This is a genomic window from Sporosarcina sp. P34, assembly GCF_002743375.1.
GTDB lineage: Bacteria > Bacillota > Bacilli > Bacillales_A > Planococcaceae > Sporosarcina.
Genome location: NZ_PDZC01000006.1, coordinates 111,680 through 138,116, shown reverse-complemented (window position 1 = coordinate 138,116; position 26,437 = coordinate 111,680). Strand labels below are relative to the sequence as shown.

Genomic DNA, 26,437 nt, shown 5'->3' with positions numbered 1-26,437 from the left:
ACAAGTATGAATGTATACATCCACATGTAAAGTTGAATAATCGTTAACGTCCCTACATTTCATTACTGAAACCTTTTTGAATGAAAATATGCCTGATATAACAGGCACGTTACTTCAGGCATTTTTTCATTCACGATCTTCTGATAATCCCCTACGTTGAATACTTCCCCATTCACGTTTTCTGCGCAGTGCACTACTAATCCCCTCCGTGCGCCAAATCAGAGTCAATGGCCTATACCAAAACACTTCGGTTAATGACAACATTACTAGACGAAATAGATCTTTCACTGCGGGATACGTATTACGGCTCCACGCCTCCAGTAAGATGGATGCCATCGAAAACAGGGATCCATATAAGATGAATAATAACCCAAGAATTCCAGCGAAAACTATATATGCTTCTCCCATAAATAGACATAGGACCATGTAGGCATAGCCAGCCAATTCTATTACCGGTCCAAGCAATTCAATAAACAAGAAATACGGAATAGATAGTAGCCCTACAGGACCGTACTTGGGATTAAACGCCATTTTCTTATGTAACCATAGGCTTTCGGCTAGTCCTTGATGCCAACGTCGACGCTGAGTACGTAAATCTTTGAAGTTATCAGGAGCTTCTGTCCAACAAACAGGGTCTGGTGTAAACACAATTTCTTTATCTTCTTTACGATCCGATATTTCTTCATGTAGCTTTACTACTAATTCCATATCCTCTCCAACTGTATTCTTAGTATATCCGCCTACTTGCAATACCCATTTCTTTGAAAAGACACTGAATGCTCCCGATATGATTAACACCATATTGTATTTACTGAGCGCCATCCGTCCCATAAGAAACGCACGCATATACTCTATAATTTGCATTATGACGATAGTTGAGCTCGGCAAGCCTTCTCTAACGACTTGCCCCATTTGTATTTCATAGCCATTGGCGATCCGCACAGTGCCACCTGTCGCAATCACTTCTTTATTAGATTCCATGATAGGCTTCATTACACGCAACAGTGACGTACTGTCCAATATGGAATCACCATCGATGGAACAGAAATATGGGTATTTTGACACGTTAATTCCCACATTTAAGGCATCCGCTTTTCCACCGTTCACTTTCGTAATCAACAGTAAGTTAGGGTGCATATCGGATTGATATATCGCTTCAATAGGTTGTGTTTCAAGTTGTTGATTCACTACTTTTCGAATTGGCTTCATATTGAAATGCTCAATTACGACATCTTCCGTATTATCTATAGACCCATCATTGATTACTAATATTTCAAATTGGGGATACTGCAATGCCAACAATGAATAAATATTTCCAAGCACACCTTCTTGCTCGTTGTAAGCAGGGACAATTATCGTTACGGGCTGCGTATATATAAAATCTACCGCTCCTTCATCCGATAACTTCTTCTGCAACTTTCGTTCTTTTCCTAACTGAATAAAAGCAATAAGTAACATGGAAGAATACGAAAAAATAACAGCCAGCATATAGACGAGCAATATATAGCCAACAAACCCAAAAAACGAAGACGTGATTAAAGGTGCGTTCATCTTAGTACTCCTTTCCGAACATCTCTTCCGCTACATCGATCGCAAACTCATCTGTAGACATCGTTATAACAGTGTAAAGTGCTTGGTGACCATTCTTCAAAGATTTAATCGATTTTGCAGCTTGGGCACGAACTAAATAATTAGGATCTTTAATTAAACGTTCAAGTATAGGTAATGCTTCTTCCGTCGTTGCAAAACGGAAAATCTTCGCTGTCATTAGACGTTCTTCCCATATGGTTGAATGAGAGAATGATTCATATAACTCAAGCGAATTCGCTACTTCCAGCTCAGCAATACTTTTTAATGCTCTAATCCGTATTTCTTGCGACGGATTGTCCAAACACTGATGTAATAAAGGAAGCCAATCAAGGTAATGATGAACACCTATAATTTCGATTATCGTCAGCTGAAGCAATTCAGGCAAAACATTGAAGTCTTCCGCTAGTAAATTAATCTGTTCTTCATCTAACTCCATCAATAATTTTTTATAATCAAATTCACCTAGTGGGATTTTCGGAGCCACGAAATGAGTTACGAAGTCAGTACGAGAAAACTTTCCTAAAACCTCATAAATCAATAATAATTCTGTTTTTGAATACTTTTTCTTTTTTTCCAATAACGACGAAACCGGGTCTAGCATAAACTGTAAATTGAATAAGCTGATTTTATTGAGCGTATTAATACGCAGTTCCCTACTCCGACTAGTGAGCTTTTTGCTATAGTAATCACTCATATATAACGAAGCAAAAGCATTTACCTTGTCATTAATTTCATCTGAGGAAAAGTTGTAGATAATGCGAAAAAACAACTCATCAATCGCTTCGAGTTCAAGATTCTTATGAGGTTTAAGCGCTACATGTGAAAATCCATCTCCGAATAAATATTCATACCAGTCGATTTGACGATCTTCGATATAATTTCCAATCGCCTCTTTTCTTTTCACTTCTTGTATTCTATAAAACACAAGTAAAAAGAACAGAGCGAAAAGTATAATCAGCAATACTACAATGACTAGTAGCAACGACAGTAATATCTTATCCATGATAAATCCGTCTCAATACTTTCTTAATTTGTGATTCAAATAATTTCGGATTGAATGGTTTCGTTATGTATTCGTCGACCCCGTATTGATAAGCATAAATCATTTCCGCTTCACTTTTTCTCTTGGTCATCATAAAGATGTGATATTTCTGCATATTCGGCAATTCGCGTAGTGCGTATAATACTTCTAATCCATTTTTTCTCGGAAGAATATCATTCATAATGACTAAATGCGTGTGGGAAGACTGATACCAATTGGACTCAATGAAATCTTGTCCGTCACGGAACACTTGGATATCCAGGTCCAATTGTTTTACTGAAATACGCTCCACTAGTTTCTGTATAATCATCGTGACAACGGGGTCATCTTCTATAATACTCACTCGCACACATTGTCGCTCTAACTTCCTAAAAGAACGATCTTTTACATAAGGCGTATCACCTTGTAATTGCAATGCACGGTTTACCGAATCATTTCCAACTTGTAACACATCTTCAAGCGTCGCATCTCCATTACGAATTTCAATTACCGAAACGCCCACTCGGTATGAACGAGTGGATTCGGTACGGCGCAATCTTTCAATAAAGACATCCGCTTCATCTTCTCCGGTATTCGCCATTAAAATGATATCCGGTTCACCTATCGGGAAACTGAATAATAAATCTGAAGTACGCATCTGCTCCAGAAGAATTTGCTTCATTTCAGGACTTTCAGGGCTCTTGACAAAAACAAGGGTGAACACTTGTCGGAAACGTTTGGTGTTTGCCATCTGCCAATGAAAGAGTGAACGAAAAAGAGAAGCATCCAAGATATTCAGTTCATATTTATTTATTTGCATACTCATTACACCCTTCTTCAGCTAACTTATTGTTAATCTTTCTTCAAGTAGACTATGCGTAGTCAGTGAAACTCTCATCTTTCAGTAAAGGCATCACTGCCCTATTGACTGTTTTTTCTCTTATAGGTTTCATCTAAGATCTCTTCCATCATTGGGAAATATGTCAGCCAATAGAAAGCCGAAACATCTTTAGCAAAATATTTGTAGACGGGATGTACCCCTTGCCATTTAACAATGGGATTCTTATCAAAATCTGCATAGTCTCCCGCGAAATAATAGGTATTCGCTTGTTCTTGATGCAACACTGCAGGGAATACTTCCGGAATATCGGCCTCATGTAATACACTACGACCTTTTTCCGTCAAATCAAATTCATATGTCGCCAATATGTTGGTTTGTTCAACTGGTTCCACTACATCGAACCAATACATATAATTCGATGAATATACATTTGGAAATTTTTCTTTTCCATCACTCGTTAACTTAAAATGAGCAGCACTTTTATTTTCTTGTCCATCTAAGACAATCACTTTTCCAGATGTATGAACAAACGCGAGACCAGAACCAGCAAACAACCATTCACGATTCTTCTCCTCTTTATATCCTTCAATAAGCCATTGGGGTACTTCTGTATTCGACAAATCAGTAAAATAGCGACCAATCCATCCTGTCCAAGTAATCCCTAGTTCCTTTTGCATGATCTTACTCATTTCTTCACTAGTTGGTGATGCAAAACTATTGAATTCTACGATTAATGTCGTATCCTCACCTTTGCTAGCCATTAGTTCGTTCCACTCCATCCATTCCATACCACCGTATAGTAGTTTCGACCGTGAACCATCAGGTTTAGCTTTAAGATCATTGCTGAATACACCATATGTATCCGCAACATAGATCATATCAAGTGGCCGTTCGTGAAATGGCTCCATCGCAACTTGGTCATACGGATCGAATCCATAATAATCAAGACTTTTATCATAAGGTTCCTTGTCAGGTCGCACGATTTTCTTTCCAGCCAATACATGAAATAAACCGTTATGCTCACGATAATCATCCTTTGCGACCGATTTATCAATCACCGCTATATCCAGTATTTTCTCTTCTTTGAAAGCCCAATAAATTCGTGGAGACAACACGAGTAAAATCAACAGTATAGCTATGGCTATTTTTTTCACTAAGATGTCTCTCCTTTACGTGTATTGATTACTAGTTAATTTTTCCGAATTCTATTTCTAGTATACTGTCTAGTATTCTTTCAAACAATCTGCATTTACATAAACACAGTACAAATATACTAGAAAATCGAGGTTATGTTAGTGTATAATTAATTAATAGTGCTAAAATATCATGAAATTCTATTCTATGCTATGTAAGTAGAGAAAGGTGACTACAATGTCTAAGAAATCCCGAAGCGTTTGGATGGTAGCGATTCTATTGATTCTATCTAACTTTATTTGGTTAAAACCCATGCTAACCATGCGCATTGACCAACCAAAAGCCACGTGGTTGTGGCATACATCGCAAATACTTAATCAGTCTAATACACTTATCGAGTTTTTAGATAAAAAAAATGTATCTACGCTGTATTTGCAAGTTAACGCAAATATACCAAATGAGGCTTACCAACGCTTTATTCGCAAAGCGAGCGAGCGAAATATAAAAGTGCACGCCCTGGATGGCGCGCCATATTGGGCAACTGACCAACAATCTGTTCAAAACTTCTTTCATTGGGTAGAAAAATATCAATCTGTTTCCGAAAATACTGAAAGGTTTACCGGTATTCATCTGGATATTGAACCATATATTTTGCCTACATGGAATACTAATTTACAAGGGACCGTTCAGGGTTATCAGCAAAATATCCGATTCGCGGCCAGCAAATCCACTAACCTTGGATTACATTTTGGAATTGATATACCGTTTTGGTTTGATTCCATCAACTATTCGAATGTCATAGGTGAAGGGGTACTTTCAGAATGGCTGATCGACCAATCCGATAGTATAAATATTATGGCTTACCGTAATAAGGCGGATGGTCTTAATGGAATGATCAATTTAGCAAAAAGCGAAATAAATTATGCTAGCGTTACAGGCAAGCAAGCGCGCGTTGCAATAGAAACGAGTAAATCTTCTGAAGGAGATTATTTATCTTTCTTCGGTAAAAATAACGCATATATGGAAAAACAGGTAAAAGAAGTTGAACGATCATTTAGTCCTGCTGAAGGGTTCCGTGGAATTGCTATTCATTCGTTAGAGAGCTGGATGATACGTAAATAGTTAGTTATGTATGAGGAGTGCGGCATCTAGAAAGAGGTTGCTAAAAAGTTTTTTAAACGCATTTTTAAAGCGTTACTATATGGCTTTCTGATTTTATGTTCTATTCAATGGAACTTTTAAAAATTAAATTGCAGTCATTACGCTTTTATTAGATGACTTCGGTATTGTGCCGTAGTCGTCTTTTTTATATCTCGCTATTCAAAGGTGCTGTACTAATGATACATACTCATCTACTAGTACTTTCAGCAGATTAAATATTAGCCGTCTTACTAAACTAAAATCCCTTTGAAGCGATCTAAAAAGCATCCTAGGTGCTTCTACTGAATGGCGTATGGCTGTAATGGATATTAAATCCTTTATTCCCATCTAGGTTATTTTTAAACCATGAAGGGTATATTATTACGTAGAGATTTACTCTACACACGACGTATGTCGTATTTCATACGATTTGATTGCTACACAGATATTCAACCTTATTCTATTTATGCATACTTACAAAGTACAATTCCCCAGCCAAACAAGCTCCCTTATTTACATTGCAACTCTTCCTCAAAGTACTGATTATAATGGCGGCACTTTTATAGAAAATGCACCCATCCCTTTAGTTGAAAGAGAGGAATCCATACGTTTACATTTATCAATATAATACACTGACCAAGTAGTTTTTATTTGATACTCCCACTATTGCCTGCCCAATAACTGAAATAACGAAACATGAACGTTACGAAAAAATCTCTTCACATAAATAACAGAAGATTTCTCGTCTTTGATCCACTAGTACATTTCTGTTCCGCGTAGCCCGATGAATCGGCTAACACATGACGTTAGTAAAAAGAATTTACAACTATGTACCAAAATTACCATGGTATTTTATAACATAACCGTTTTCATTTATAAATTAATATTTTTAAGGATTTTTTCTACAAGTCATTTTCCTATGAATCTATAATCATGTGCAAAATCAGACTTTTGTAGTGTTATTTTTACAAATACATTTCAAACTTGATTTTTTTATTACACTTTTGTTAAACTAGCAACGTGTCAATTCAATGAACGGATTAAATTCATCAACTTGCATGAATCAGAACAGGCTAGCTAGGCTGGCAGGAGGGGTTGACTACTTATTACAAGGAGCTGATGTGTATGACTACGGAAGCAGAAAGAGTATTGAATACTATGGAAGAAGATGAAACGGAAAAGGATTATTCCTTAGATCGTGTACCTTTGGAAGACCGAAATAAAAGTTGGCTGAGCATTACGAACATCACGTTCGGCATCGCAACTGCTATCTTTTATTTTCAAATGGGTAGTGTTATGGCTTTGCAATTCGGTGCACCAAACGCTATCGTTTCGGCTATCTATGCTATTATTGTCGCCGGTTTGCTTGGTACGGTCATTGCGTATTTATCCGCTAAATCTGGCATGAACGTTAATCTATTATCACGAGGTGGCGGATTTGGCTATATCGGATCATCGCTGACATCATTGATTTATGCTTCGAACTTTATTATGTATTGTGCGTTTGAAGGATTAATCCTCGTTTCCGCTGTACACTTTTTTATGCCTGATTTCCCCAAATGGATTTTAATTGTCATTTTCGGCACGCTCGTTATTCCACTGAATTGGTTCGGAATTGAGCAATTGGACAAGCTTCAAAAATGGTCCATGCCAATATTTATGGTGTTCCTGATCGCAGCCATTGTATTATCGTTCATCAAACCGGCTGTTTATACTGGACCCGTGTTCTCTTATATGCCTGAAGGCGTTCAGTTTGGGGGAACCGCATTATTATTCTGTATCGGGATGCACAATGGAATTATGGGATTAACGGCTTTACTCGCATCAGACTATGCACGTTTCCTAAAGCCGTCCGATAGAAAGCTCGGTTCAATTGCAATCGGTTTCATTCCGCAGATTTTTTGTTATGGAGTAATGGGCGGACTCGGTATTTGGTTCGGTGTGCGATTCTTGGAAAAAGATCCAGGCGTATACATCGTACTGTTGTTAGGTATCGGTGGTGCATTATTTACGATGTTGACACAGTTACGAATTAACGTAACCAATATATACAGTAGTTCTTTATCGCTATCAAATTTTTTCGAGAATGTTTTCCGCTTCACGCCTGGACGCAGATTTTGGGTAGTTATCTCAGCTGTAAGTGCTATCATATTAATGCTTGGTGGAATCGTGGATCACTTAGATACTGTCATGACATTCCAAGGTGTGTTCCTATTTTCGTGGGCTGCCATTCTTGTGACAGATGCAGTAGTGGTCAAAAAGTGGTTGAAAATAGGTCCGACCTATTATGTTGCTAAACAAGAGTATTTGTACAAATGGAATCCCGTTGGTGTTGCATCGCTACTTATAGCTAGCACATTCGGATCTGTCGCAGCGTCTGGATATCTCGGGATATTTCTACAGTCTACAGCTGCATTTATGGCTGCTTTATTGGCTGCTGGATTGACAGTAGTCATCGCTATGTATACAAAAGGCAAATATTATTTAGTACAAGAGCCAAATGATATTACTGCAGAAGATAAACTAGGGTAGGATTAAGCTACTTGGAATAACAAAAAAACACAAATAATAAAATACGCATGAAAAAAGCCGTCTCTTTGAAGACGGCTTTTGTGTACGTATGAAATGTTCCAAATTCAAGCTTTGTCATCTTGTTGATAGAAAACGGGTGGCACAGATCCAAATACCCTACGGTGGTATAACATAGGATCTTTATTTTTCTCGATTTTTAAATCGATTACTTCGCCAATAAGAATAGTGTGATCTCCAGCTTCAATCGTTTGGAACGTTTTACATTCGAATACACCGAATGCATCTTCGATAATTGGCAATCCGTTATCTGACATTTCCCATTTACATGTAGAGAAACGATCTTCTACGCGACTCGCAAACGTATTACAAAGCTCTTTTTGATCACCTGCCAGTACGTGCACAGCAAATTTACCGCCCTCTGTGAAGGCTTTAATAGATGAAACTCGATGATCAATAGACCATAAAAGAAGCATCGGATCCAAGGACACAGAAGCAAAAGAGTTTACTGTCAGTCCAACTGGTGTGCCGTCTTCCGTTACTGCAGTCACCACTGTTACACCAGTGGGATAATTCCCCATAATTTCTTTGAATAAATTCTGTTGTTCTTCTTTTTTCATGAAACATTCTCTCCTTTATAAATAAGCCAATTTACGTGAAAGATTTAGTCCATCACTTTTGAAGTAGGCATGTCTATTTCCATCATAGCACTTTCACCGTCTTTCTTCAGTTTTCTCCTCTTGTAATCACGTATTCTTTTGGAGTATGTATTTTTCCACTACATTTTTTCTTTTTCCGTAAGGCCATTATCATTACTAAAGGACCACTTCTGAATTTTCAGGTTTACAAAACAAAAAATAGGATATTTACAACGTAAGAAAGTCTATCAAACATTTAGAGGAGGAAATTACTAATGAATTTGACTAAACTTAAGAAAAGTAATTTATTGAAAGTAGGAACAGCAGCTATTCTTTCTGTGGGTGTTCTTAGTGCTTGCGGAGATGATGATCCCGTTATAGATGAAAATGATGATGTTGAAGTAGATCAACCCGCTGATGTAACACCAGATGATGATGTGAATGTGGACGAGCCTGAAGTAGACATGGAACCTGATACAGATACTGAAGTAGACACGGAACCTGATACAGATACTGAAGTTAAAAATAATGACGAATAACCTATAGTATGAACAATCCCCTCTGTAATCACTCAAATACGATGATTTATTGAGGGGTTTTTCATTTTACATATTTATTCTGTGTTATTACACACGCAATTTTTTTACTTTTTATGTGTAAGATCTTGGCACTACGTATAATTTTTCCCCATTCATCACACTATGAGAAGTAGTGGTGCATTGGTAAATTATGAAAGTCATATATACAAGGAGGAGAGCAACGTGACAGAACCTAGACAACCTGATGATACACAAAAAGGAATGAGTCGTAGGAATTTCATGAAAAACACCGGTCTATTAGCGGGAGGTCTAGTCGGCGGATCATTATTCGGTGGACTGTTGACTAACCAGCTCCAAAAACCAGGCGCACCTACAAACACGGAAAAAGAAGACAACCACTTATTGGAGGCACGTACATTCTTTAGTAATGCCGAAGACTTTCTTATACTTTCCGCTGCTACTGAAAGGCTGTTTCCCAAAGATGATTTAGGCCCAGGCGCTATTGAACTAGGAGTCCCCTACTTTATCGATCGACAACTTGCCGGGGAATGGGGAATGAACGCAAAAGAATATATGAAAGGGCCGTTTTTGCAAACAGGTGCCGCAGATCCATATGAAAATCAAGAAGAAATGACGCAAGACCGAGGTCCAAACGCTGAAACGCAAGTACCTACACCAGCCTTCAGGTATCAGACTCCCATGACAAGAGGAGATATTTTCACGGAAGGCGTACATGCATTGGAACAAACGGCACAAGAGAAATTCGAAACAAACTTTCGTAATTTAGAACCGGAGCAGCAAGATGAGATTTTGCAGATGTTCGACGAAGGAAAAGGGAAAGTGAACGGTGTCGCTTCAACGACGTTCTTTAATCTGTTACTACAAACAACCATTGAAGGTGCGTATGCTGACCCGGTCTATGGCGGAAACCGCAATATGGAAGGCTGGAGAATGAAGGAATTCCCTGGTCCACGTATGAGCTATACAGCAGATATTGAAAAAGAAGACTTCATAGTAATGAAACCTGAAAGCTTACGTAATTACCAAGGTCACTGATAACGGGAGGAACTCATATGGCGAAAAAACTAAAAAAAGTAGATGTTGTCGTAGTAGGAAGTGGTTGGGCAGGTGGAGTAGTCTCTGCTGAATTAGCTAAAGCTGGCTATCAAGTCGTCACACTAGAACGCGGAAAAAAACAAGACCGACGAGACTATATCGGTGTTAAAGATGAATTACGCTATACTAATCGTTACGAGATGATGCAAAATCTATCTCCTGAAACCATTACGTCACGCGTGAACATAGAAGATACTGCCCTTCCTGTTCGAACAAGAGCAGAAATGATGGCTGGTACCGATTTGGGCGGTGGTAGTGTCCACTGGGCAGGTGCGACATATCGATGGAGACCGATTGACTTTGAATTGCGTTCTAAAACTATTGAACGTTACGGCAAAGAGAAAATTCCTGAAGGTATGACGATTCAAGACTGGGGCATCACGTATGATGAAATGGAACCATATTACGATAAGTGGGAAAAAACCGCCGGTATTTCGGGCGAACCTGATCCACTTGGGGATAAGCGTTCTAATGATTACCCTAATCCTCCTATGCTAGCATCGCCAGCTGTAAAGTTATTTAAAGAAACTACAAAGAAAATGGGTTATCACCCTTACCAAGTGGCTTCGGGAAACTTATCACAGGCGTACACGAATCCCGATGGTGAAAAATTAAATGCTTGTATGTTCTGCTCTTATTGTACGATGTACGGCTGTGACTTCACGGCTAAATCGGATCCGTTGGCTACAGTTATTCCAACTGCCCGAAAAACGGGAAACTGCGAAATTCGGACCAACTCTTTAGTGCGTCGCGTTCTGCATAAAGATGGAAAAGCAACCGGTGTATTATTTACTGATACACGTACAGGAATTGAATACGAACAACCTGCAGACGTTGTCGTATTAGGTGCGTTTTCCTTTACTAATAATCGCTTATTGATGCTTTCCAAGATTGGGACACAGTATGATCCAACAACACGTAAAGGAACAATTGGACGGAACTTTAATGGACAATTTAACATCACATTCCTTGGAGCAAGAGGATACTTTGAAAAGAAGAAGTTTAACTTCTATATGGGAGCAGGTGCTCTTGGTGGTGCTATGAGTGACTTCGCCGGCGATAACTTTGATCACTCTAATCTAGATTTCATTAATGGTGGGGGCATTGAAATGCGCCAATATGGGGATGCTGCTATATCGTCGAACCATGTTCCTAGAGGGACACCAAAATGGGGACCGGAGTTTAAGAAAAACTCGATCCATTACGCGAATCGTTCGCTAGTTGTGTGGTATACACCTGCTGTCATGTCATGGTGGCATAATTATGTGGATCTCGATCCGACGTACAAAGACGAATACGGAGATCCGCTACTACGCATTACGAATCGTTACACAGATCAAGACCGCAATATTGCTAAATTTGGAATTGAAAAATGTAGCGAAATCATGAAAGAGATGGGTGCAGATATCATAGACGAAGATGAGGTTCCAGAAGAGTTTGACCACATATATTCAGGCGGTCACTATGCGGGCGGCATCATCATGGGAGCAGACCCTGAAACCTCTGCAGTGAATAATTACCTTCAAATGTGGGAGATGGACAACCTATTCGTTGTCGGCGGTTCAGCGTTTCCCCAATTTGGAGGTCATCACCCCACTTCAACTATCGGTGCGTTGGCGTATCGTGCAGCAGAAGGCGTAGAGAAGTATTTAAAAGAAGGCGGTCCGCTTGTAGAAGCGAAGCAAGCAACTCTAAATGCCTAATAACCCCTGCAGCCGAATAGATTTCGGCTGCTTTTCGTTATACAACATCCGTGAGTATTCGGTAATGTAAAAAGGGTTATGCTATTCTTAGAATAACGTTACCTGTACTGTATGCCTCCTTACTTTAGAGGTTTACTTAGGAACTGTCTGAATGTATAGTGCAAGTAGAGCTCATTCATACTGAACCATAAAGAAAAAACGGATTCTCAGTGCAATACTGGGAATCCGTTTTTCTTTATCGTACATTGGAAGCGACAATTCCTAATCGATCACGTTCAATAACACCTAACTTGTACATACGCCAACGGAAACTAGACATAACAAACGCGTGCATACTGGCTTGCGTTATATATTAGATGGACCATGGAATGGAAGGTAAATAATCATGAATCGCAATGATTACTTCATTCGATCCTGGAATCTTTCGAAACTCCATTCTTCCGCGTTCTTTGGAATCAGGATCCATTAATAGACCACCTGTAAGATAGTAGAGCGAGCGATCCTTTGTCCTGCGATCTACAGAATAACGTAATTCAAGCAATGTACGATTCCCGAGGAAACCCGATTCGACAATTCAACTCGTCATCTATATTTAGGTAAAATCCTTACTGAGAATCGTCTAACTAGCTTCGATACAATTGAAAAGTAATTGCCTTACGGACCGATAATCAGCCCTACATTTAATGCAGTAACAGGAACGTTATTATGCAAAGTTATCCGCTAAAATAACATCCATATCTTCAAAAGTACCTTGAGATAATTTCGCTGACTTCAGCATGGAATGAACTAGATATACCGCAATATCAGCACCAGCCAAGCTCTTCTCTGCATCTTTCATAGAAAACAGATCACAAGATCGCCACTCTACGTCTTCTGTATTCTCCCGTTGATCTCCATTGCGAGATAGACCAATCACTTTGGCTTTTCCTCTAATTTTTTTCAATAAATTATTGCCAATATATCCACTCGCCCCCTCAACGGCCGCAACCAACTTCTTTTCTCCCATACAGTCACCCCTCTCTCGTACATGTACAATAAAATTACCCGATTTAAGAGTTTTATAAGCCTATTTATTAAAATAATATTAATTAAATCAACAGTATTTGCTTTTTATATAAAGAGTAGTTATACTAATCATAGAACGATGAAAACTATACGTGTTTTTATAGTTTTCATTCTATATATAGTGATAGGAGTACGATAAATGAAAGCACGTATTATGAAGGCTTTCCTCGAAGAAGTTCATGAGAAAAGTATGAAGTTCACAATGGATGATCTAGCCAAAAGACTAGGTATTAGCAAACGGACTTTGTATGAACACTTTTCTTCCAAAACGGAAATTTTAGACGCGATTATAGACTCAACATTACAGGAGTTCGACGAAAAAACCGGTAGGATTATGAACGACCAAGAATTACCTCTTGTAGATAAGATTAAGAAAGTCATTACAGTCATTCCGAAATATAATGATTTTTATAACTGGCAAATCCTTGATCAGATGAAAAAAACGCATCCAGAACAATGGGAACGCGTCCACGCAGCACTTCATGAATGGGATGAACTTCGCGAATTGATTGAACAAGGAATTCATGAAGGAATCATTGCAGATCAAAACGTAGAGTTACTGATGAAGTTGATTATAGATGCAACGAACTCCACGCTTGATCGAAAGTTTTTTTATGAAAATCGTATAACTGTAACCGAAGCACTGGATTCCATAGTGGATATTCTGTTGTTTGGGTTTATTATAAAACGATGAATAAATAAACTGATAAAACAAAAATAGTTTTACCGTTTTACACAAAATTGAAAGCGAGATGGAATTATGAGCCTCCACGCAAGTGAGGTAACGAATGAAAATTGGCAGGATGTTGCCTATTTATCCGTACACGAAAACCAAAAGAACTTTATTGAAAGCAATTCATTTTCACTAGCACAATCACAATTTGAACCAGAATGGAAGTCTATTGGATTATATGATGGAGAAAGTTTAGTCGGTTATGCAATGCATGGACGTGAGGCAGATACAGGCAATGTATGGCTTGATCGCTTTATGATCGATCAGCATCACCAAGGAAAAGGCTATGCCAGCAGATTTCTTACACTTTTACTTACCAGAATGGAAGAAAAATATCAATGTGACAAGATTTATTTAAGTATTTATCCAGATAATAAAGCAGCACAACACTTATATGAAAAGTTCGGATTTAAGTTAAATGGACAAATTGATGATTTGGGTGAATTCCCTTGTCTTATCATGGAACTTGACCTTCAAAGGAGTCCTTTGCAATGAGTTTTTCACCCAAGTTAAATCAATTAGATACTGAGCCAGTAGGACGTATCTTTTTACGGTACTTAATACCGTCAACTATCGGTATGTTGCTGATGGCAATCAATATTGTAGCGGACGGCATCATGGTCGGTAATCGATTAGGTGCAGAAGCATTAGCGGGAGTCGGAATTTCGGCTCCCGTTTATACGATTTTTTTTGCCATTTCCCTTTGGATCGGTATAGGTGCCGCCACGAAATACTCGATGGCAATAGGCTCCAAAGATGTTCTGAAAGCTCGTTCGATTTTCACACATGCTATTTTCTCCATTTTCTTATCCACCATTATAGTAGGTTTAACTGCTTTTATCTTTAGGGATCCGTTAGCTTACGCACTTGGAGCCAATACAACTACTTTCCCTTATGTTTCACAATATTTATTTGTCATTCTACTATTTGGCTTTATCTTTACTGTAGAAAACACCTTTAGTATTTTCGTACGCAACGATGGAGCACCGAATCTTTCAATGGCTGGGCTAATTGTGACATCTGTCGTTAACATCATACTGAATTATGTATTCTTATTTATTTTTGATTATGGTGTTGCCGGTGCTGCATCTGCCACCATTATTGCATCATTCATAGGTATGCTAGTACTCGCAACCCACTTCTTAAAAAAGAACAATAACTTGAAACTCATTCGCTTGAAGTTTAATAAAAAGCTGTTTCTAGCCATTCTATTTGTTGGATTCCCGAGCTTCCTTTCCGAGCTAGGGATCTCTATCTTTACCATTACACATAATATCGCGTTCGAACGGATGGCCGGCACGGAAGGTGTTGCGGCCTTCTCTATTTTGAACTATGTACACAGTGTCATGCTCATGCTGTTCCTTGGAATGGGTGGTGCGATTCAGCCACTTATTAGTTATTATCAAGGCTCCGGCAACCGGGCGAGGATGAAGGAAACTATAAAGAAGGCTACTCTCACCGTCGTCATCGCAGGTGCTGTGTTCTTCCTTGTCGGTCAATTCGCGGCAAGCCCTATCGTATCGATCTTCGGGGACTTCCCACAAGCCGTAAGAGATTTGGCTACTACAGGAATTAATCTATTTTTCTTCGCTTATTTATTCACAGGTACGAACTTTGTCATGATGACCTATTATCAGTCTATCGGCAATGTACGAATGGCAACTTGGATCACTGCTTCACGCGAAATTATCATTATGTTGATTTTCTTGTTAATACTACCTCGTTTCTTTGGATTGAACGGTATTTGGTTGTCTATTCCAGCCTCTGAGTTTGTCGTGTTTGTTGGTGTCTACTTATATCAAAGAAACGCTACTCGGCATTCTTTAATTGGCTAATTTGGATAAAGCATATCAAATCGTAGTAGCTGAATTAGTAGGTAGTAATTAATTCATAATAAGATACCCCTGACCTTACCGTGTCAGGGGTAGTAATCTGTTATAGGGATTCTTTAATTACACGCTTATAATTCAACACGGAAAGCAAACCAAATATCGAATATAGTGCTGTGTAGATTAACATTACGATAATCGTTGGTGTCAGCATTTCAGTACCGAATAAAAACCAGCCGGATTTCACAGCAAAATAGCTGTGTAAGAGACCGACCACTAACGGAATCCCGAAATTAAATAACTGCTTTCGTTGAATCCCTTTCAGTAAATCCGTTTGTGTATAGCCTAGTTTACGAAGTATAGTGTAGTTCGACTTTTCATCTTCACTTTCGTCCATCTGTTTAAAGTATAGGATACAGCCTGACGTAACAAGGAACGCGAGGCCAAGGAATCCCACGATGAACATGCTCATGCCAGCACCTTGCATTTGTTTCGTCTTTTCCTCAAGCTTTGATTCATGTCCTGCCCACTCATTTATCCCCAACACATTAAATAGTTCATTCGCTCTTCCGAGATCATTTTCATTCTCAATATCCACTCCATGATACTCAGTAAATTCGGACGTTATGGAAGGATCTTTATCTACATTCATTCTCTGAAACACTTGATCATCCACTACCGCGACAACAAAACCATAAGCTACACGTGTTGGAAGAACAGCTACTCTTTCCGTCCCTTTTAGCGTTAGATCATACACATGCTTTTTGCCTTGAAATACGATTTGCTGATCCGCTTGGAATTTCATAAATTTTTCCGTCAAACTATCGGAGTTAACGAAGAGCAATTCCTTTTCTTCTACGTCTACCTCTGGCAATACCTCATCACTAATGACAATCATCTGCATATCGGTGTAACTCATCTCTTGACTTCCCCCACCTGGAACAGATACAACTCTCGATAAATCAACAGGTATAGTCAATAGATCAATAGCTGAATCTGAATAAGCTATGCCCTCACTGTCAAGTGCCTGCGTAAATTCCATTGCACGCGCAGTGTCAGGAATGGTAAAGTCGGCAGGAATAGTTCGCTCTACTGACTTTTCCACTGAGTAATATGATATATAACTTAACGACAGTAACGCTATGGATAGCGCAGATAACGATGTAATTATCATTAACAGAAGAGAATTGGATCTCATTCGAAACATAATGGAAGAGAGAGACAGCACGTCGTTAACGTTCAAATATCCTCCTTTACGTTTACGAATCATGTTAGAGATAAAGCTGACAGACCCTTTATAAAATAAATAGGTTCCTAAGACCACAGAAGCTAATATAACGATCATCACTAGAAATAGCTGATTTCCAAGGAACACACTACTAAATAATCGGGATGATAAATAATAGCCGAATACAATGAGTAGAATACCGACCATTCCGATGATCGCCTCGAATACTGTCATCTTTTTCACTCGCTGTTGTGTCACGGTCGTCACACGGAACAAAGACAATATACTTTGACGTTTAATGAATAGCGCATTCATGATCAAAATTAATACAAAGATTGCCGCAAATACGATCAACGTCTGAAGTAATGCCTCCGAAGAGAAACGCAAAGTCGCAACATCCGTTACACCGGTGATCTTAAATAGAATCAACATAAGTAATCGTGACATCGAAAACCCTAAGAATATCCCTACAATGAGAGAACCGACGTATAAAACGAAATTTTCCACGCTTAAAATACGGAAAACAGTTCCTTTCGTCATCCCGATCAATTGGAACAATCCAATCTCCTTACTGCGTCGTTTAATGAATAGATTGTTAGCATATAGCAAGAATACAGACACAATAACAATCAGAAAAACTGAACCTGATTTAATAGCTGCGGCACCTTTCATTCCTCCCGTCACATCGTCCAATGCTGGATCGAACTGCAAGGTCACGAATGAAAAGTACAAGCCTACGCTAAAAATCAGCGCAAAGATATACACATAATAATGCTTGAGGTTTTTTTTGATATTACGGAAGATTAGTTGATTAAGCGTCATGTTGCACACCGCCCAGCACACCTTGCGTTTTGATTATGTCATTAAAAAATTCGTTACGCGTTTGGTCTCCTTTATTCAGTTGCGTATAAATTTGTCCGTCTTTGATGAACACGACACGCTCACTAAAACTTGCGGCAAGAGGGTCATGAGTGACCATAATAATAGAGGCTTTTCGTTTCGTATTGAGATCACTTAATTTGTTCAACAAATCGGATGCCGCCTTTGAGTCAAGAGCGCCTGTTGGTTCATCCGCAAAAATGATGCTCGGATCATGGATGAATGCTCGGGCAGCAGACGTCCTTTGCTTTTGACCACCAGATATTTCATTTGGATATTTAGTGGCGATTTCCGAAATACCCAATTCCTCCGCCACTGCAAGAAACTTTTCATTGGCTACTTTTCTAGATACTTTTTGTACAGATAGTGGGAGTAGTATGTTTTCTTTTACTGTTAATGTATCGAGTAGGTTATAGTCCTGAAAGATGAAGCCCAGATGACGTTTTCGAAATTCCGCCATTTGCTTTTCTTTCATGTCATTGAGATTCTGGCCTTCTATACTGATCGTTCCCTGGCTAACACGATCAATCGATGAAAGCACGTTCAATAGGGTCGTTTTTCCCGAACCCGATGCCCCCATAATGCTGACAAATTCACCCTTTTGCACTTTGAGGTCTAGCGCACTCAATACTTCTTGTTTATTGAATTTATTACCGTATGTTTTATAGATTTTTGTCGCTTGTAAAATTACCATATTTATCACTCCTTGTTCTTTCTATCTTAATCAATGTACTGATTTTTCTCCTGCCTTTAATATGACAATTAGAAAAAGCATGTGACGATTATGTCACATGCTCCTACATATGCGTTATACGAATCAATTCATTTTCTTTCGCAAAGATCAAAGAGAACCGCATACCTTCTCCTACTGTTGATTCTACTTCAGTCGTAATCAGGAGCGATTCTGCCACTTGTTTTGCTAAGTACAGCCCCATTCCTGTGGCAGCATGATGTTGATGGTTTGCTGTTCCAGTGAAACCTTTGTCGAATATTCGAGACAAGTCCCTTGGAGCAATTCCCTGCCCAAAATCTTCAATCGATAGCGTGGTGATTCCTTCCTTACTAGTACACCGGATACTTATGTCCGAATCCTTGCTGTATTTCACCGCATTCGTCAGCAATTGCCTAATAATGAAGCCGAGCCATTTTGCATCAGTCAATACATTTTCTGTTTCCAATAAGATATCAAAACCAATGCGCTTTTGCATACACCATTGTCTTAAAGATTTAATTTCTTGAAATAGCAACTTCTGCAGATCTGTCTTTTCGATATATAAATCATTCCGGATGAAGGGGATGCGATTTAGATGTAGTTGCTGGTCAAGTAATAGATGAATCCGAAGCCACTCGTACATCAACTGTGAGCGGAGTGTAGAATCCGTACGTTCGATCATTAATTGCAACGTGGTCAGCGGCGTTTTCACTTCATGTATCCAATTCAACATGTCATCTTTCTCTTGTTCTAAACTAATTTGCAATTCATTCAACTGGTGTTTAAATACTTGAATTTGTTCGGACATCCTTTCAGAAGTAATGGCTTCGAAAGGACTATTCGCTTCAGGTATTGCAGTGAGATCGAATGATGGTTCTACCGTTTCTAAGCGTTTATAGAATCTTGATTCTTTTTCATAACGCATGACTATAAAAATAACGAAGGATAAACAGGAAATGAATGCAATATAGACAGTAGACAAAAACGGAATACTTGTGTCCAAATAACCCATTGCTAGAACGAGCAGTTGCGAGAAGATAAAGAACAGTATCCAACTAGCACGTTCTCTAAGAAATAATTTGATCATAATTGTTCTTCCTTCGCCATATACCCTTGCCCCACCTTTGTTTCGATCACATCTATTAAGCCGATTTCCGCGATCCGTTTACGCAAACGGTTAACGTTGACTGTCAGCGTATTATCACTAACAAATCTTTCATCATCCCAAAGACTCGTGATGATTTCCTCCCTTGATACAATTTCATTCTTTCTAGCTATTAATATTTTCAAGATGTACATTTCATTTTTCGTCAACTCAATAGTTCCTTTTTCATTGGTGAGCGTACCTTTCACAAAATCAACAGCGGCATCACACCACGTTTTCACTTCCAATGTCTGATCGGCACTATAGCTATAAACACGGCGTAGGATTGCTTGGATTTTCGCAATCAATACATCAAAGTGAAATGGTTTTTGAACGAAATCGTCGGCCCCGAGTTGCATCGACATCACCATATCAGTCGGATGATCTCGTGAAGACAAGAAAATAATTGGGACATTCGAATGCGTTCGGATCATCCTACACCAATGAAATCCATCAAACTTCGGTAATTGGATATCGATGATGACAAGATCCGGCTTGATTTCCGTGAATTCTTGCAGCACATGGCCAAAATTTTGAATTCCCACCACTGAGTAGGACCATTGCGTTAAACGTTCTTTTATTTCTTCAAATAATGTTTGATCATCTTCGATTAGCAAAATTGTAAACAATGAACTCACCACACTTTTTCTTAATTGTTATTAGTTTATCCTATAAACAGTCAAAATTAAAACAGCGCGTAAGTGAAAGTAGATTCACTTACGCGCTGTCGTGTTGTCTATATTAAATAAAATAACCCACCATTCACCACATCCACCGTAATGCGCGGTTTAAAACGCTCTTCCATTGCTTGCTTCTCCATCTCATAGCACTGAGGTTTCGGTTCTTGCCCTTCATAGAAGTAATCTAATACTGCTTGATCTTTCTTCCATCTCTTTTCCGCTTCCTCCACCCATGTTAGATCTTCTCCTTCAATTACTTGAGAGATCACCGTATCCAATCGATCAAGTGCGCGAGTAGGTGTGATGATATAAGGTAAGTGAAATACTTGTTCAGACGATTGCTCGGACAAATCCCGCATAGCAATAGTCTCCTGGAACTCTTTTAAGACAGTACCTGTCATCAAATTGATGCCTAGTGAATACAGTATTTCCTTCGTTTGATGGCTGGTGAATGACACTTTATAATTTACACCCACCCACGGAGTCAAAATCTGCTGTTCGTTAGTGTCTACTATGCGCTCGTACAGTTTCACGTACTGCCCCATCTCTTTGGTCAATCGAAATAATTGATGGAGCCGCGGAGATCCCAGATGAATTACTTCCCCTTTCATTCCGTTTTGCAACTGCTGCATATCTGTAATTAGCGTGAGCTGTGCCGGATTCGGTATCTCATTGACGCTTTCAATATATCTCCAATAAAAAGGCCGATTCATAATTCGTTTATCCATATCGATGGTTAGTTGCACAGTTAAATAATGTTCATTTCCATGAAGTATTTCACAGTCATTTTCCGTAAAGAATCTGTGAAGATACGTATGGATTTCTGTCGAATGCATACATTCTCCTCCTTCACACAGACTGTTCTTTCATTTCCAAAATATCATCTAGTTCGCCTACTACTTGTTCGAACGTCTCAATCTTTCCTTGCAGCACTTTCATCACATGGTCATCAATCGTTTCTTTTACAGCCAAATTGTAAATCTGTACATCGTGTTCTTGCCCTAGCCGATGTACACGACCTATTCGCTGTTCTAATTTCATTGGATTCCAAGGAAGATCATAATTGATGACATGATGGCAAAATTGCAGGTTAATTCCCTCTGCTCCAGACTCTGTCGCGATTAGCACTTGCGCTTGCTGCTTAAATAAATGCTTAATCCACTCCCGACTGCTTTTGCTTAACTTGCCGTTAAAAATGACATTTGATATTCCATTCGCATATAGATAGTCACTCAAATATAATTGCGTCATACGATATTCAGTGAAAATAATCACTTTTTCGTTCGCTTGTGCAATCAATTCGGCCGCTTTTTTAGCTTTAGAATGAATCGACATTTTTTCCAATTGATCGATGACATCTTTCACATAGGAGATTTCTTCCGCTTGCTTACATTCTTGCAGTTTCATCCTTAATGTACCAATTGTGGCATCGGGGCTGCTACACATTTCCCTTTGTAAAGTCATCGTGGAAAATGCATCGGAGAATAGCGGAGATAGTTGTTTCAGATTGGATATAGCGGTGTAGGCCTGTCTTTCACTGTCTGTGAATGTGATAGGAACTGTATGAATCTTCCGTGTGGACCATTCCACACCCGTATCCTGCCGTCTATTACGGACCATGACCTGGCTGACTAGCTCTTTTAAATAACTATCTCGCTCTTCATCACGATTTTTAGCAGAAAACACGGAAGAAAACTCCTCATAGTTTCCTAAATGGCCTTGTTTAAGTAACGTCACTAGATAAAACAATTCAAACGTATCATTTTGAATCGGTGTTGCTGTAAGCAATAAACAGAACTTCTTCTTCAAACTTTGTACAAATTTATAACTGATCGTCTGATGATTTTTTAATTTATGCGCTTCATCTACAATAATCAAATCATAATCTTGCGCAAAGACTTTCTCCTTATGTGGACTGCGCTTGGCTGTGTCCATACTCATGACGACTACATCTACATAATCGAGCTCGTAATTCTTTTTGTACAACAGCGCAGGGATGTGAAATTTCGTATATAGCTCTTCCACCCATTGATTAACTAGAGAAGCGGGTACTAGTATCAGCACTTTTTTCACGAGACCTCGCAGCAAATATTCCTTAATAATTAGGCCAGCTTCAATAGTTTTACCAAGCCCTACTTCATCTGCTAAAATTGCTTTACCGTTCATCTGTTCAATCACTCGTTCAGCCGCTTGTATTTGATGAGGTAACGGTTTTACATTGGGTAAGTAAGCGAGTGACTGCAATCCAGTAAAGTCAGTAATTAAGTTGTTTTTCGTGATGTCATAACTCATGTTATACAGCACTGCATTATTCCATGGTTCTTGGTTTTCAAGTCGTTGAATAAATCCTTCTTTCCAAGAAGACGATCTTTCAATTAGCATTCCAATCACCTCAACTAGCTTGTATGTTTTGATTAGAATACCCTGAAAAAATATTATTATGATAAACAAAAAAGACCCTTCGCGTACTGAAGGGCTTTAGGACTTGCATCGATTAGACTTCAAAAGCGATAAAACTTCCTTCGTCATCAAAATCGGTTATATGAAGGACACGGTCTGAGAATAATTCGGCGACAGCTGTATCTTTCCCTATGGTTAAGGTAAGTACTTTGAACTCCTTTTGTTTTTTCCTATCGTTAAATTCCTTTAGAAAACTTTCGCTAATCTCATCTTCTCCGTCGCTAACAAAAATAATATCTGCATGGTTAAATGTACTGTCTTCTATTACTTCAAGGGCGCCTTGCAGTGAAAGTGTAAAATCTGTTCCCCCACCCAAAAAAGTTCTGGCCAGTCGTGCAAGTTCAGTTGATGTGATCTTCCCTTTAGTGAATACTTCTTTTTGAATAGTCGTAGAAAATAATAGAACACATAAATCCCGACGTTGTCTCTTGGCGATGGATAGAAGTGCCAAGACGAATCCTTTTGACTGAGTGTCAAGCAATTTCATACTTCCCGATTGGTCAAGACAAAATACAATTGGACCTTTGCCAAGATCCTCACGCTTCTTCTGTTCAAACTGCATGGTGTTTCCTTCAGCAAAACGCCGCAGAAAATCTTTTCTCGTCGAGTCACTTGAATAGAGTCCTAATTCCATCGGCACAAGACGTTCTATTTCACTTCCAATAGTTACACCACGCCTCTCTATTGCCTCCACATAGTTCGTTTTCTGCTTTTCCCGCGCCACTTTTTGAAAACGCCCCGCCCACTCTGCAATTTCCTGAATTTTGGGATCCATCGCTAGTTGATCTGCTATTGCCAGTTGTTCACGTAATGGCACTTTCTTTAACTCAGCGTCTCCTTTACCCGCACTGCTGCCCCCCATAAGGGAAATCAGGCTGTCTTTTACTTTAATCGATTCTTTAACCGCTTCATCGATCGCTTGCAAAAATCGTTCGCCATTTGTTTCGAGTGTAAATTCAAGCTGATCATTTAATTTATCAGTAGCATCAGCTAGTTCTTGGACAGGTCCATCTTCTATTTCTTCCGGTTGTTGATCCAAATGTTCAATCGGCACATCATCTTGTAGCGCTTCTACAGCTTCCATTTTCTTTAGCAATTCTTCATCCATCGCTTTTGCTTCTGCGAGCCATAGATTAATTTTCTCAACCAACTTTACCGTACAGACAGTTGCGGCCAGATCGTCCAATCGAGTGAAATTCCTATATTCCTCAAAATTTCCATCTTTCATTAGCTTTTCTATAATGGTCTTATTTGTTTTCAGTGCTGAATCCATTTGCTCATGTAAAATTCGTGGTTTCATTTTATATAACGATGCCCAGACATCGCCAAGCAACGCTTCCGTAGTAGGTAATTGTCCTTCTTCCCTGACCTTTTGCAAACCGTCTGACATCTCAAATAGTTCTTTAAAGCGTCTTTTATCAAATGTATCTGTATTCACTACGGAGCGATCATCTCGAATTATTTTACTTCTTTTCATAGAATATCACTCCTTTACATTCTGAAGAAGACACCACGCTGCTCACCATTTCCATCTTTCTTTTCGTTCGTTTCACCGTAGTAAGCAGTATCCATCCGACTACTTTCAATTTCATTTTTCAATAAAATCATTTGTTTTTGTAAATGATCTACTTCAGTGGTACGGCTACTATTTTGCTCTTTTAAAGTATTTAACTCTGTTGATAAAGCAGATATTTTCTGAACTGCTTCCATACCCGCCTCTGTTGACTGGTCACGCACTGCACAATCATAGATCTCATTCGCTTCCTGTTCAATTGCCGAAAGCCTTTGTGCTAAACTATCTTGCGAATGTCTACGTACAATGTGGCAAACAGTCTCTTTTTGATCCAAAGTCTCCCAGAGTGCATTCTCAAGAATCACCATATCCTCCACCTGGACGGATTCTCTTTGATGGATCAAAGCTCTCGCTTGCAAGATACTCAACGATTGTTTGAATCGACGATCCGACGGCTGTATTCCTTCGTCATGGAGTTCTCTTCGAATTGTAGACAATGTATCATATACTTCATCTGAAATATGGACCATATTCGTCATGTTTTGAAGTTCTACTAAGTCATCCAAATGCAGAGTCGGAATTTCGACATGTTCGCCTTCATCTTTCATCATCGATACAAAGTTAGATTCATCCTCGATAAAATTAATTTCAAAACGTAATAGGAAGCGGTCAAATAAAGCTTCAAGTCCTTCGCCTTCTTCAGGATATTCGTTGGAAGCACCAATGACTGACATTAATGGTACTTCAATAGGTTGTCCATCATTATAAAATAGTCTTTCGTTGATTAAAGTCAATAAACTGTTTAATATGGCAGAGTTTGCTTTAAAAATCTCATCCAAAAACACCAAATGTGCTTCCGGCATTTTACCAGCAGTATTACGCTTATATACACCTTCTTCTAAATCTTTTAATGACAATGGTCCAAATACTTCTTCGGGAGTACTGAATCTTGTCAGTAACCATTGAAAATAAGATGTACCGTTCACGATTTTTGCTAGCTCTATTGAAAGTGCAGATTTCGCTGTTCCAGCTGGCCCAATCATTAACATATGTTGTTTGGATAGGAGAGCTACTAAAATTCCTTCTACTTCGTTTTCACGTTCAAAGAACTTTGTATTCAATGCCTTTTTTATTTCATGTAACTTCGTTATATTCGTATCCATATAGACATCTCCTCAATTCTTAATAACGAATCATTGTTTTCTTTATGTAACAGTGTGACTGTAATAGCATGATTTTAATCGCTCAATCCATAATTCCTTCATGAATTATAGTCTGATCCACCTTAATTTCTTGTCCAACCTTTAATATATGGTTAGAGTTCTGAACTACTCATTTTACAGTAGCCTGTCTACATCTATTACCCCTTTTATCTCCTATCAACTCGTCCCGTAAGTACTTTTCTAAATATATTTTCTTGATACTATACAAGGGTTAGACGACTACTAACGTACTTAGGGTATTGCAGATAGTACACGATCGGGTGATGCAATATTTCCTTTCTTAGAGTTTTTTAATCTTGGAAACGTGTATAATAACGGTTGATAATAACTAGAATGGATGAGCAACATGAACACAAAAACAGTACCATTAAAAGTTGGTATCATTCTCTTGAGTGCCTTTCAAGTTTATACAATCTTTACTAGATGGGGAGAAGATACACTTGGAACAATTATTGCCGGTGTAATTTTAGTAGGATGTATAGTATTACTGATGGCAGGCATGTTCTTTAGAAGCGATAAACACAGCAACCATTTAAAATAATCGCAACGCTCCTCACGCAGTGTAAAAAACACCTCTTAAGCTAGACTCTATGAAAAAGTCTAGCTTAAGGGGTGTTAATTTTTAGTAAGATTTATCTCATGAAATTCTTTGATAAAATGCCTCAAAGCCTTCCTTAGATTGGTGTACAGCAAAGGCGTTCTGCATTACACGTCCTCATT

The 26,437-nt window shown here is 38.8% G+C and carries 23 protein-coding genes; 9 read left to right on the top strand and 14 right to left on the bottom strand.

The genetic code is table 11. From position 1 onward, the window contains the following. Window positions 1-126 precede the first annotated feature (126 nt). The 4 genes from CSV63_RS10690 to CSV63_RS10675 form a co-directional block, all read right to left on the bottom strand. On the bottom strand, window positions 127-1,551 hold the full coding sequence (locus CSV63_RS10690; protein WP_099695782.1) for a glycosyltransferase family 2 protein: 1,425 nt from the start codon (window positions 1,549-1,551) through the stop codon (window positions 127-129). Window position 1,552: 1 nt separating this feature from the next. After that, window positions 1,553-2,593, bottom strand: coding sequence for a HEAT repeat domain-containing protein (locus tag CSV63_RS10685; RefSeq protein ID WP_099695781.1), 1,041 nt, complete (start codon window positions 2,591-2,593; stop codon window positions 1,553-1,555). After that, window positions 2,586-3,431 carry a response regulator gene (locus CSV63_RS10680; RefSeq protein ID WP_158233950.1) on the bottom strand — a complete coding sequence of 282 codons (846 nt, stop codon included), beginning with the start codon at window positions 3,429-3,431 and terminating at the stop codon, window positions 2,586-2,588. The genes CSV63_RS10685 and CSV63_RS10680 overlap by 8 nt, the downstream gene beginning before the upstream one ends. A gap of 101 nt (window positions 3,432-3,532) precedes the next feature. Beyond that, complete coding sequence (locus CSV63_RS10675) at window positions 3,533-4,606, bottom strand: hypothetical protein (protein WP_099695779.1); 1,074 nt, start codon at window positions 4,604-4,606, stop codon at window positions 3,533-3,535. Between the two features lie 217 nt (window positions 4,607-4,823). Here CSV63_RS10675 and CSV63_RS10670 point away from each other — a divergent pair, with 217 nt between their 5' ends. Beyond that, window positions 4,824-5,708 carry an amidase gene (locus tag CSV63_RS10670; RefSeq protein WP_099695778.1) on the top strand — a complete coding sequence of 295 codons (885 nt, stop codon included), beginning with the start codon at window positions 4,824-4,826 and terminating at the stop codon, window positions 5,706-5,708. A gap of 1,143 nt (window positions 5,709-6,851) precedes the next feature. Beyond that, window positions 6,852-8,258: a purine-cytosine permease family protein gene (locus tag CSV63_RS10665; protein ID WP_233192040.1), complete on the top strand. Its 1,407-nt coding sequence runs from the start codon at window positions 6,852-6,854 to the stop codon at window positions 8,256-8,258. 104 nt (window positions 8,259-8,362) lie between these two features. Here the strand turns inward: CSV63_RS10665 and CSV63_RS10660 are convergent, their stop codons facing one another. Next, the gene (locus CSV63_RS10660) at window positions 8,363-8,875 is read right to left on the bottom strand and encodes a flavin reductase family protein (RefSeq protein WP_099695777.1); all 513 of its coding nucleotides are present in this window, start codon (window positions 8,873-8,875) and stop codon (window positions 8,363-8,365) included. Between the two features lie 293 nt (window positions 8,876-9,168). On the opposite strand from CSV63_RS10660, the gene CSV63_RS10655 reads away from it, so the two are divergent. From CSV63_RS10655 to CSV63_RS10645, 3 genes are all read left to right on the top strand, one after another. Then, window positions 9,169-9,432 carry a translocon-associated protein subunit alpha gene (locus CSV63_RS10655; protein ID WP_099695776.1) on the top strand — a complete coding sequence of 88 codons (264 nt, stop codon included), beginning with the start codon at window positions 9,169-9,171 and terminating at the stop codon, window positions 9,430-9,432. Between the two features lie 222 nt (window positions 9,433-9,654). Beyond that, a complete protein-coding gene (locus CSV63_RS10650) occupies window positions 9,655-10,488 on the top strand; it encodes a gluconate 2-dehydrogenase subunit 3 family protein (protein ID WP_233192038.1) in 834 nt (277 codons plus the stop codon). A gap of 17 nt (window positions 10,489-10,505) precedes the next feature. After that, entirely contained in the window at window positions 10,506-12,251 is a 1,746-nt protein-coding gene (locus CSV63_RS10645; protein ID WP_099695775.1) for a GMC family oxidoreductase, read from the top strand. 703 nt (window positions 12,252-12,954) lie between these two features. On the opposite strand, the gene CSV63_RS10640 is transcribed toward CSV63_RS10645, so the two are convergent. Beyond that, window positions 12,955-13,257, bottom strand: coding sequence for an NAD-dependent epimerase/dehydratase family protein (locus CSV63_RS10640; protein WP_099695774.1), 303 nt, complete (start codon window positions 13,255-13,257; stop codon window positions 12,955-12,957). Between the two features lie 198 nt (window positions 13,258-13,455). Here CSV63_RS10640 and CSV63_RS10635 point away from each other — a divergent pair, with 198 nt between their 5' ends. The 3 genes from CSV63_RS10635 (at window position 13,456) to CSV63_RS10625 (ending at window position 15,884) form a co-directional block, all read left to right on the top strand. Further along, the gene (locus CSV63_RS10635) at window positions 13,456-14,010 is read left to right on the top strand and encodes a TetR/AcrR family transcriptional regulator (protein ID WP_099695773.1); all 555 of its coding nucleotides are present in this window, start codon (window positions 13,456-13,458) and stop codon (window positions 14,008-14,010) included. 66 nt (window positions 14,011-14,076) lie between these two features. After that, window positions 14,077-14,544 carry a GNAT family N-acetyltransferase gene (locus CSV63_RS10630; protein WP_099695772.1) on the top strand — a complete coding sequence of 156 codons (468 nt, stop codon included), beginning with the start codon at window positions 14,077-14,079 and terminating at the stop codon, window positions 14,542-14,544. Next, on the top strand, window positions 14,541-15,884 hold the full coding sequence (locus tag CSV63_RS10625; RefSeq protein WP_099695771.1) for an MATE family efflux transporter: 1,344 nt from the start codon (window positions 14,541-14,543) through the stop codon (window positions 15,882-15,884). Before CSV63_RS10630 ends, CSV63_RS10625 begins: the two co-directional genes overlap by 4 nt. 100 nt (window positions 15,885-15,984) lie before the next feature. Here the strand turns inward: CSV63_RS10625 and CSV63_RS10620 are convergent, their stop codons facing one another. From CSV63_RS10620 to CSV63_RS10585, 8 genes are all read right to left on the bottom strand, one after another. After that, complete coding sequence (locus CSV63_RS10620) at window positions 15,985-17,928, bottom strand: ABC transporter permease (protein WP_099695770.1); 1,944 nt, start codon at window positions 17,926-17,928, stop codon at window positions 15,985-15,987. Further along, the gene (locus tag CSV63_RS10615) at window positions 17,918-18,679 is read right to left on the bottom strand and encodes an ABC transporter ATP-binding protein (protein WP_099695769.1); all 762 of its coding nucleotides are present in this window, start codon (window positions 18,677-18,679) and stop codon (window positions 17,918-17,920) included. The genes CSV63_RS10620 and CSV63_RS10615 overlap by 11 nt, the downstream gene beginning before the upstream one ends. Window positions 18,680-18,782: 103 nt before the next feature. Next, the gene (locus tag CSV63_RS10610) at window positions 18,783-19,784 is read right to left on the bottom strand and encodes a sensor histidine kinase (protein ID WP_099695768.1); all 1,002 of its coding nucleotides are present in this window, start codon (window positions 19,782-19,784) and stop codon (window positions 18,783-18,785) included. Next, a complete protein-coding gene (locus CSV63_RS10605) occupies window positions 19,781-20,470 on the bottom strand; it encodes a response regulator transcription factor (RefSeq protein ID WP_099695767.1) in 690 nt (229 codons plus the stop codon). The genes CSV63_RS10610 and CSV63_RS10605 overlap by 4 nt, the downstream gene beginning before the upstream one ends. Window positions 20,471-20,577: 107 nt before the next feature. Further along, on the bottom strand, window positions 20,578-21,357 hold the full coding sequence (locus tag CSV63_RS10600; protein WP_099695766.1) for a YqhG family protein: 780 nt from the start codon (window positions 21,355-21,357) through the stop codon (window positions 20,578-20,580). A gap of 13 nt (window positions 21,358-21,370) precedes the next feature. Then, complete coding sequence (locus CSV63_RS10595) at window positions 21,371-22,903, bottom strand: DEAD/DEAH box helicase (protein WP_099695765.1); 1,533 nt, start codon at window positions 22,901-22,903, stop codon at window positions 21,371-21,373. 112 nt (window positions 22,904-23,015) lie between these two features. Beyond that, entirely contained in the window at window positions 23,016-24,458 is a 1,443-nt protein-coding gene (locus tag CSV63_RS10590) for a VWA domain-containing protein (protein ID WP_099695764.1), read from the bottom strand. Between the two features lie 14 nt (window positions 24,459-24,472). Beyond that, window positions 24,473-25,657: an AAA family ATPase gene (locus CSV63_RS10585; RefSeq protein ID WP_099695763.1), complete on the bottom strand. Its 1,185-nt coding sequence runs from the start codon at window positions 25,655-25,657 to the stop codon at window positions 24,473-24,475. Between the two features lie 406 nt (window positions 25,658-26,063). Between CSV63_RS10585 and CSV63_RS10580 the strand changes: the two genes are divergently transcribed. Continuing rightward, complete coding sequence (locus tag CSV63_RS10580; RefSeq protein WP_099695762.1) at window positions 26,064-26,258, top strand: hypothetical protein; 195 nt, start codon at window positions 26,064-26,066, stop codon at window positions 26,256-26,258. Window positions 26,259-26,437 lie beyond the last annotated feature (179 nt).

What these genes read in the sequence shown, in the direction of transcription:
- CSV63_RS10690 (WP_099695782.1), bottom strand. Translation starts at nt 1,551, where the DNA reads ATGAACGCACCTTTAATCACGTCTTCGTTTTTTGGGTTTGTTGGCTAT.
- CSV63_RS10685 (WP_099695781.1), bottom strand. Translation starts at nt 2,593, where the DNA reads ATGGATAAGATATTACTGTCGTTGCTACTAGTCATTGTAGTATTGCTG.
- CSV63_RS10680 (WP_158233950.1), bottom strand. Translation starts at nt 3,431, where the DNA reads ATGCAAATAAATAAATATGAACTGAATATCTTGGATGCTTCTCTTTTT.
- CSV63_RS10670 (WP_099695778.1), top strand. Translation starts at nt 4,824, where the DNA reads ATGTCTAAGAAATCCCGAAGCGTTTGGATGGTAGCGATTCTATTGATT.
- CSV63_RS10665 (WP_233192040.1), top strand. Translation starts at nt 6,852, where the DNA reads ATGACTACGGAAGCAGAAAGAGTATTGAATACTATGGAAGAAGATGAA.
- CSV63_RS10660 (WP_099695777.1), bottom strand. Translation starts at nt 8,875, where the DNA reads ATGAAAAAAGAAGAACAACAGAATTTATTCAAAGAAATTATGGGGAAT.
- CSV63_RS10655 (WP_099695776.1), top strand. Translation starts at nt 9,169, where the DNA reads ATGAATTTGACTAAACTTAAGAAAAGTAATTTATTGAAAGTAGGAACA.
- CSV63_RS10645 (WP_099695775.1), top strand. Translation starts at nt 10,506, where the DNA reads ATGGCGAAAAAACTAAAAAAAGTAGATGTTGTCGTAGTAGGAAGTGGT.
- CSV63_RS10640 (WP_099695774.1), bottom strand. Translation starts at nt 13,257, where the DNA reads ATGGGAGAAAAGAAGTTGGTTGCGGCCGTTGAGGGGGCGAGTGGATAT.
- CSV63_RS10635 (WP_099695773.1), top strand. Translation starts at nt 13,456, where the DNA reads ATGAAAGCACGTATTATGAAGGCTTTCCTCGAAGAAGTTCATGAGAAA.
- CSV63_RS10630 (WP_099695772.1), top strand. Translation starts at nt 14,077, where the DNA reads ATGAGCCTCCACGCAAGTGAGGTAACGAATGAAAATTGGCAGGATGTT.
- CSV63_RS10625 (WP_099695771.1), top strand. Translation starts at nt 14,541, where the DNA reads ATGAGTTTTTCACCCAAGTTAAATCAATTAGATACTGAGCCAGTAGGA.
- CSV63_RS10620 (WP_099695770.1), bottom strand. Translation starts at nt 17,928, where the DNA reads ATGACGCTTAATCAACTAATCTTCCGTAATATCAAAAAAAACCTCAAG.
- CSV63_RS10615 (WP_099695769.1), bottom strand. Translation starts at nt 18,679, where the DNA reads ATGGTAATTTTACAAGCGACAAAAATCTATAAAACATACGGTAATAAA.
- CSV63_RS10610 (WP_099695768.1), bottom strand. Translation starts at nt 19,784, where the DNA reads ATGATCAAATTATTTCTTAGAGAACGTGCTAGTTGGATACTGTTCTTT.
- CSV63_RS10600 (WP_099695766.1), bottom strand. Translation starts at nt 21,357, where the DNA reads ATGCATTCGACAGAAATCCATACGTATCTTCACAGATTCTTTACGGAA.
- CSV63_RS10595 (WP_099695765.1), bottom strand. Translation starts at nt 22,903, where the DNA reads ATGCTAATTGAAAGATCGTCTTCTTGGAAAGAAGGATTTATTCAACGA.
- CSV63_RS10590 (WP_099695764.1), bottom strand. Translation starts at nt 24,458, where the DNA reads ATGAAAAGAAGTAAAATAATTCGAGATGATCGCTCCGTAGTGAATACA.
- CSV63_RS10585 (WP_099695763.1), bottom strand. Translation starts at nt 25,657, where the DNA reads ATGGATACGAATATAACGAAGTTACATGAAATAAAAAAGGCATTGAAT.
- CSV63_RS10580 (WP_099695762.1), top strand. Translation starts at nt 26,064, where the DNA reads ATGAACACAAAAACAGTACCATTAAAAGTTGGTATCATTCTCTTGAGT.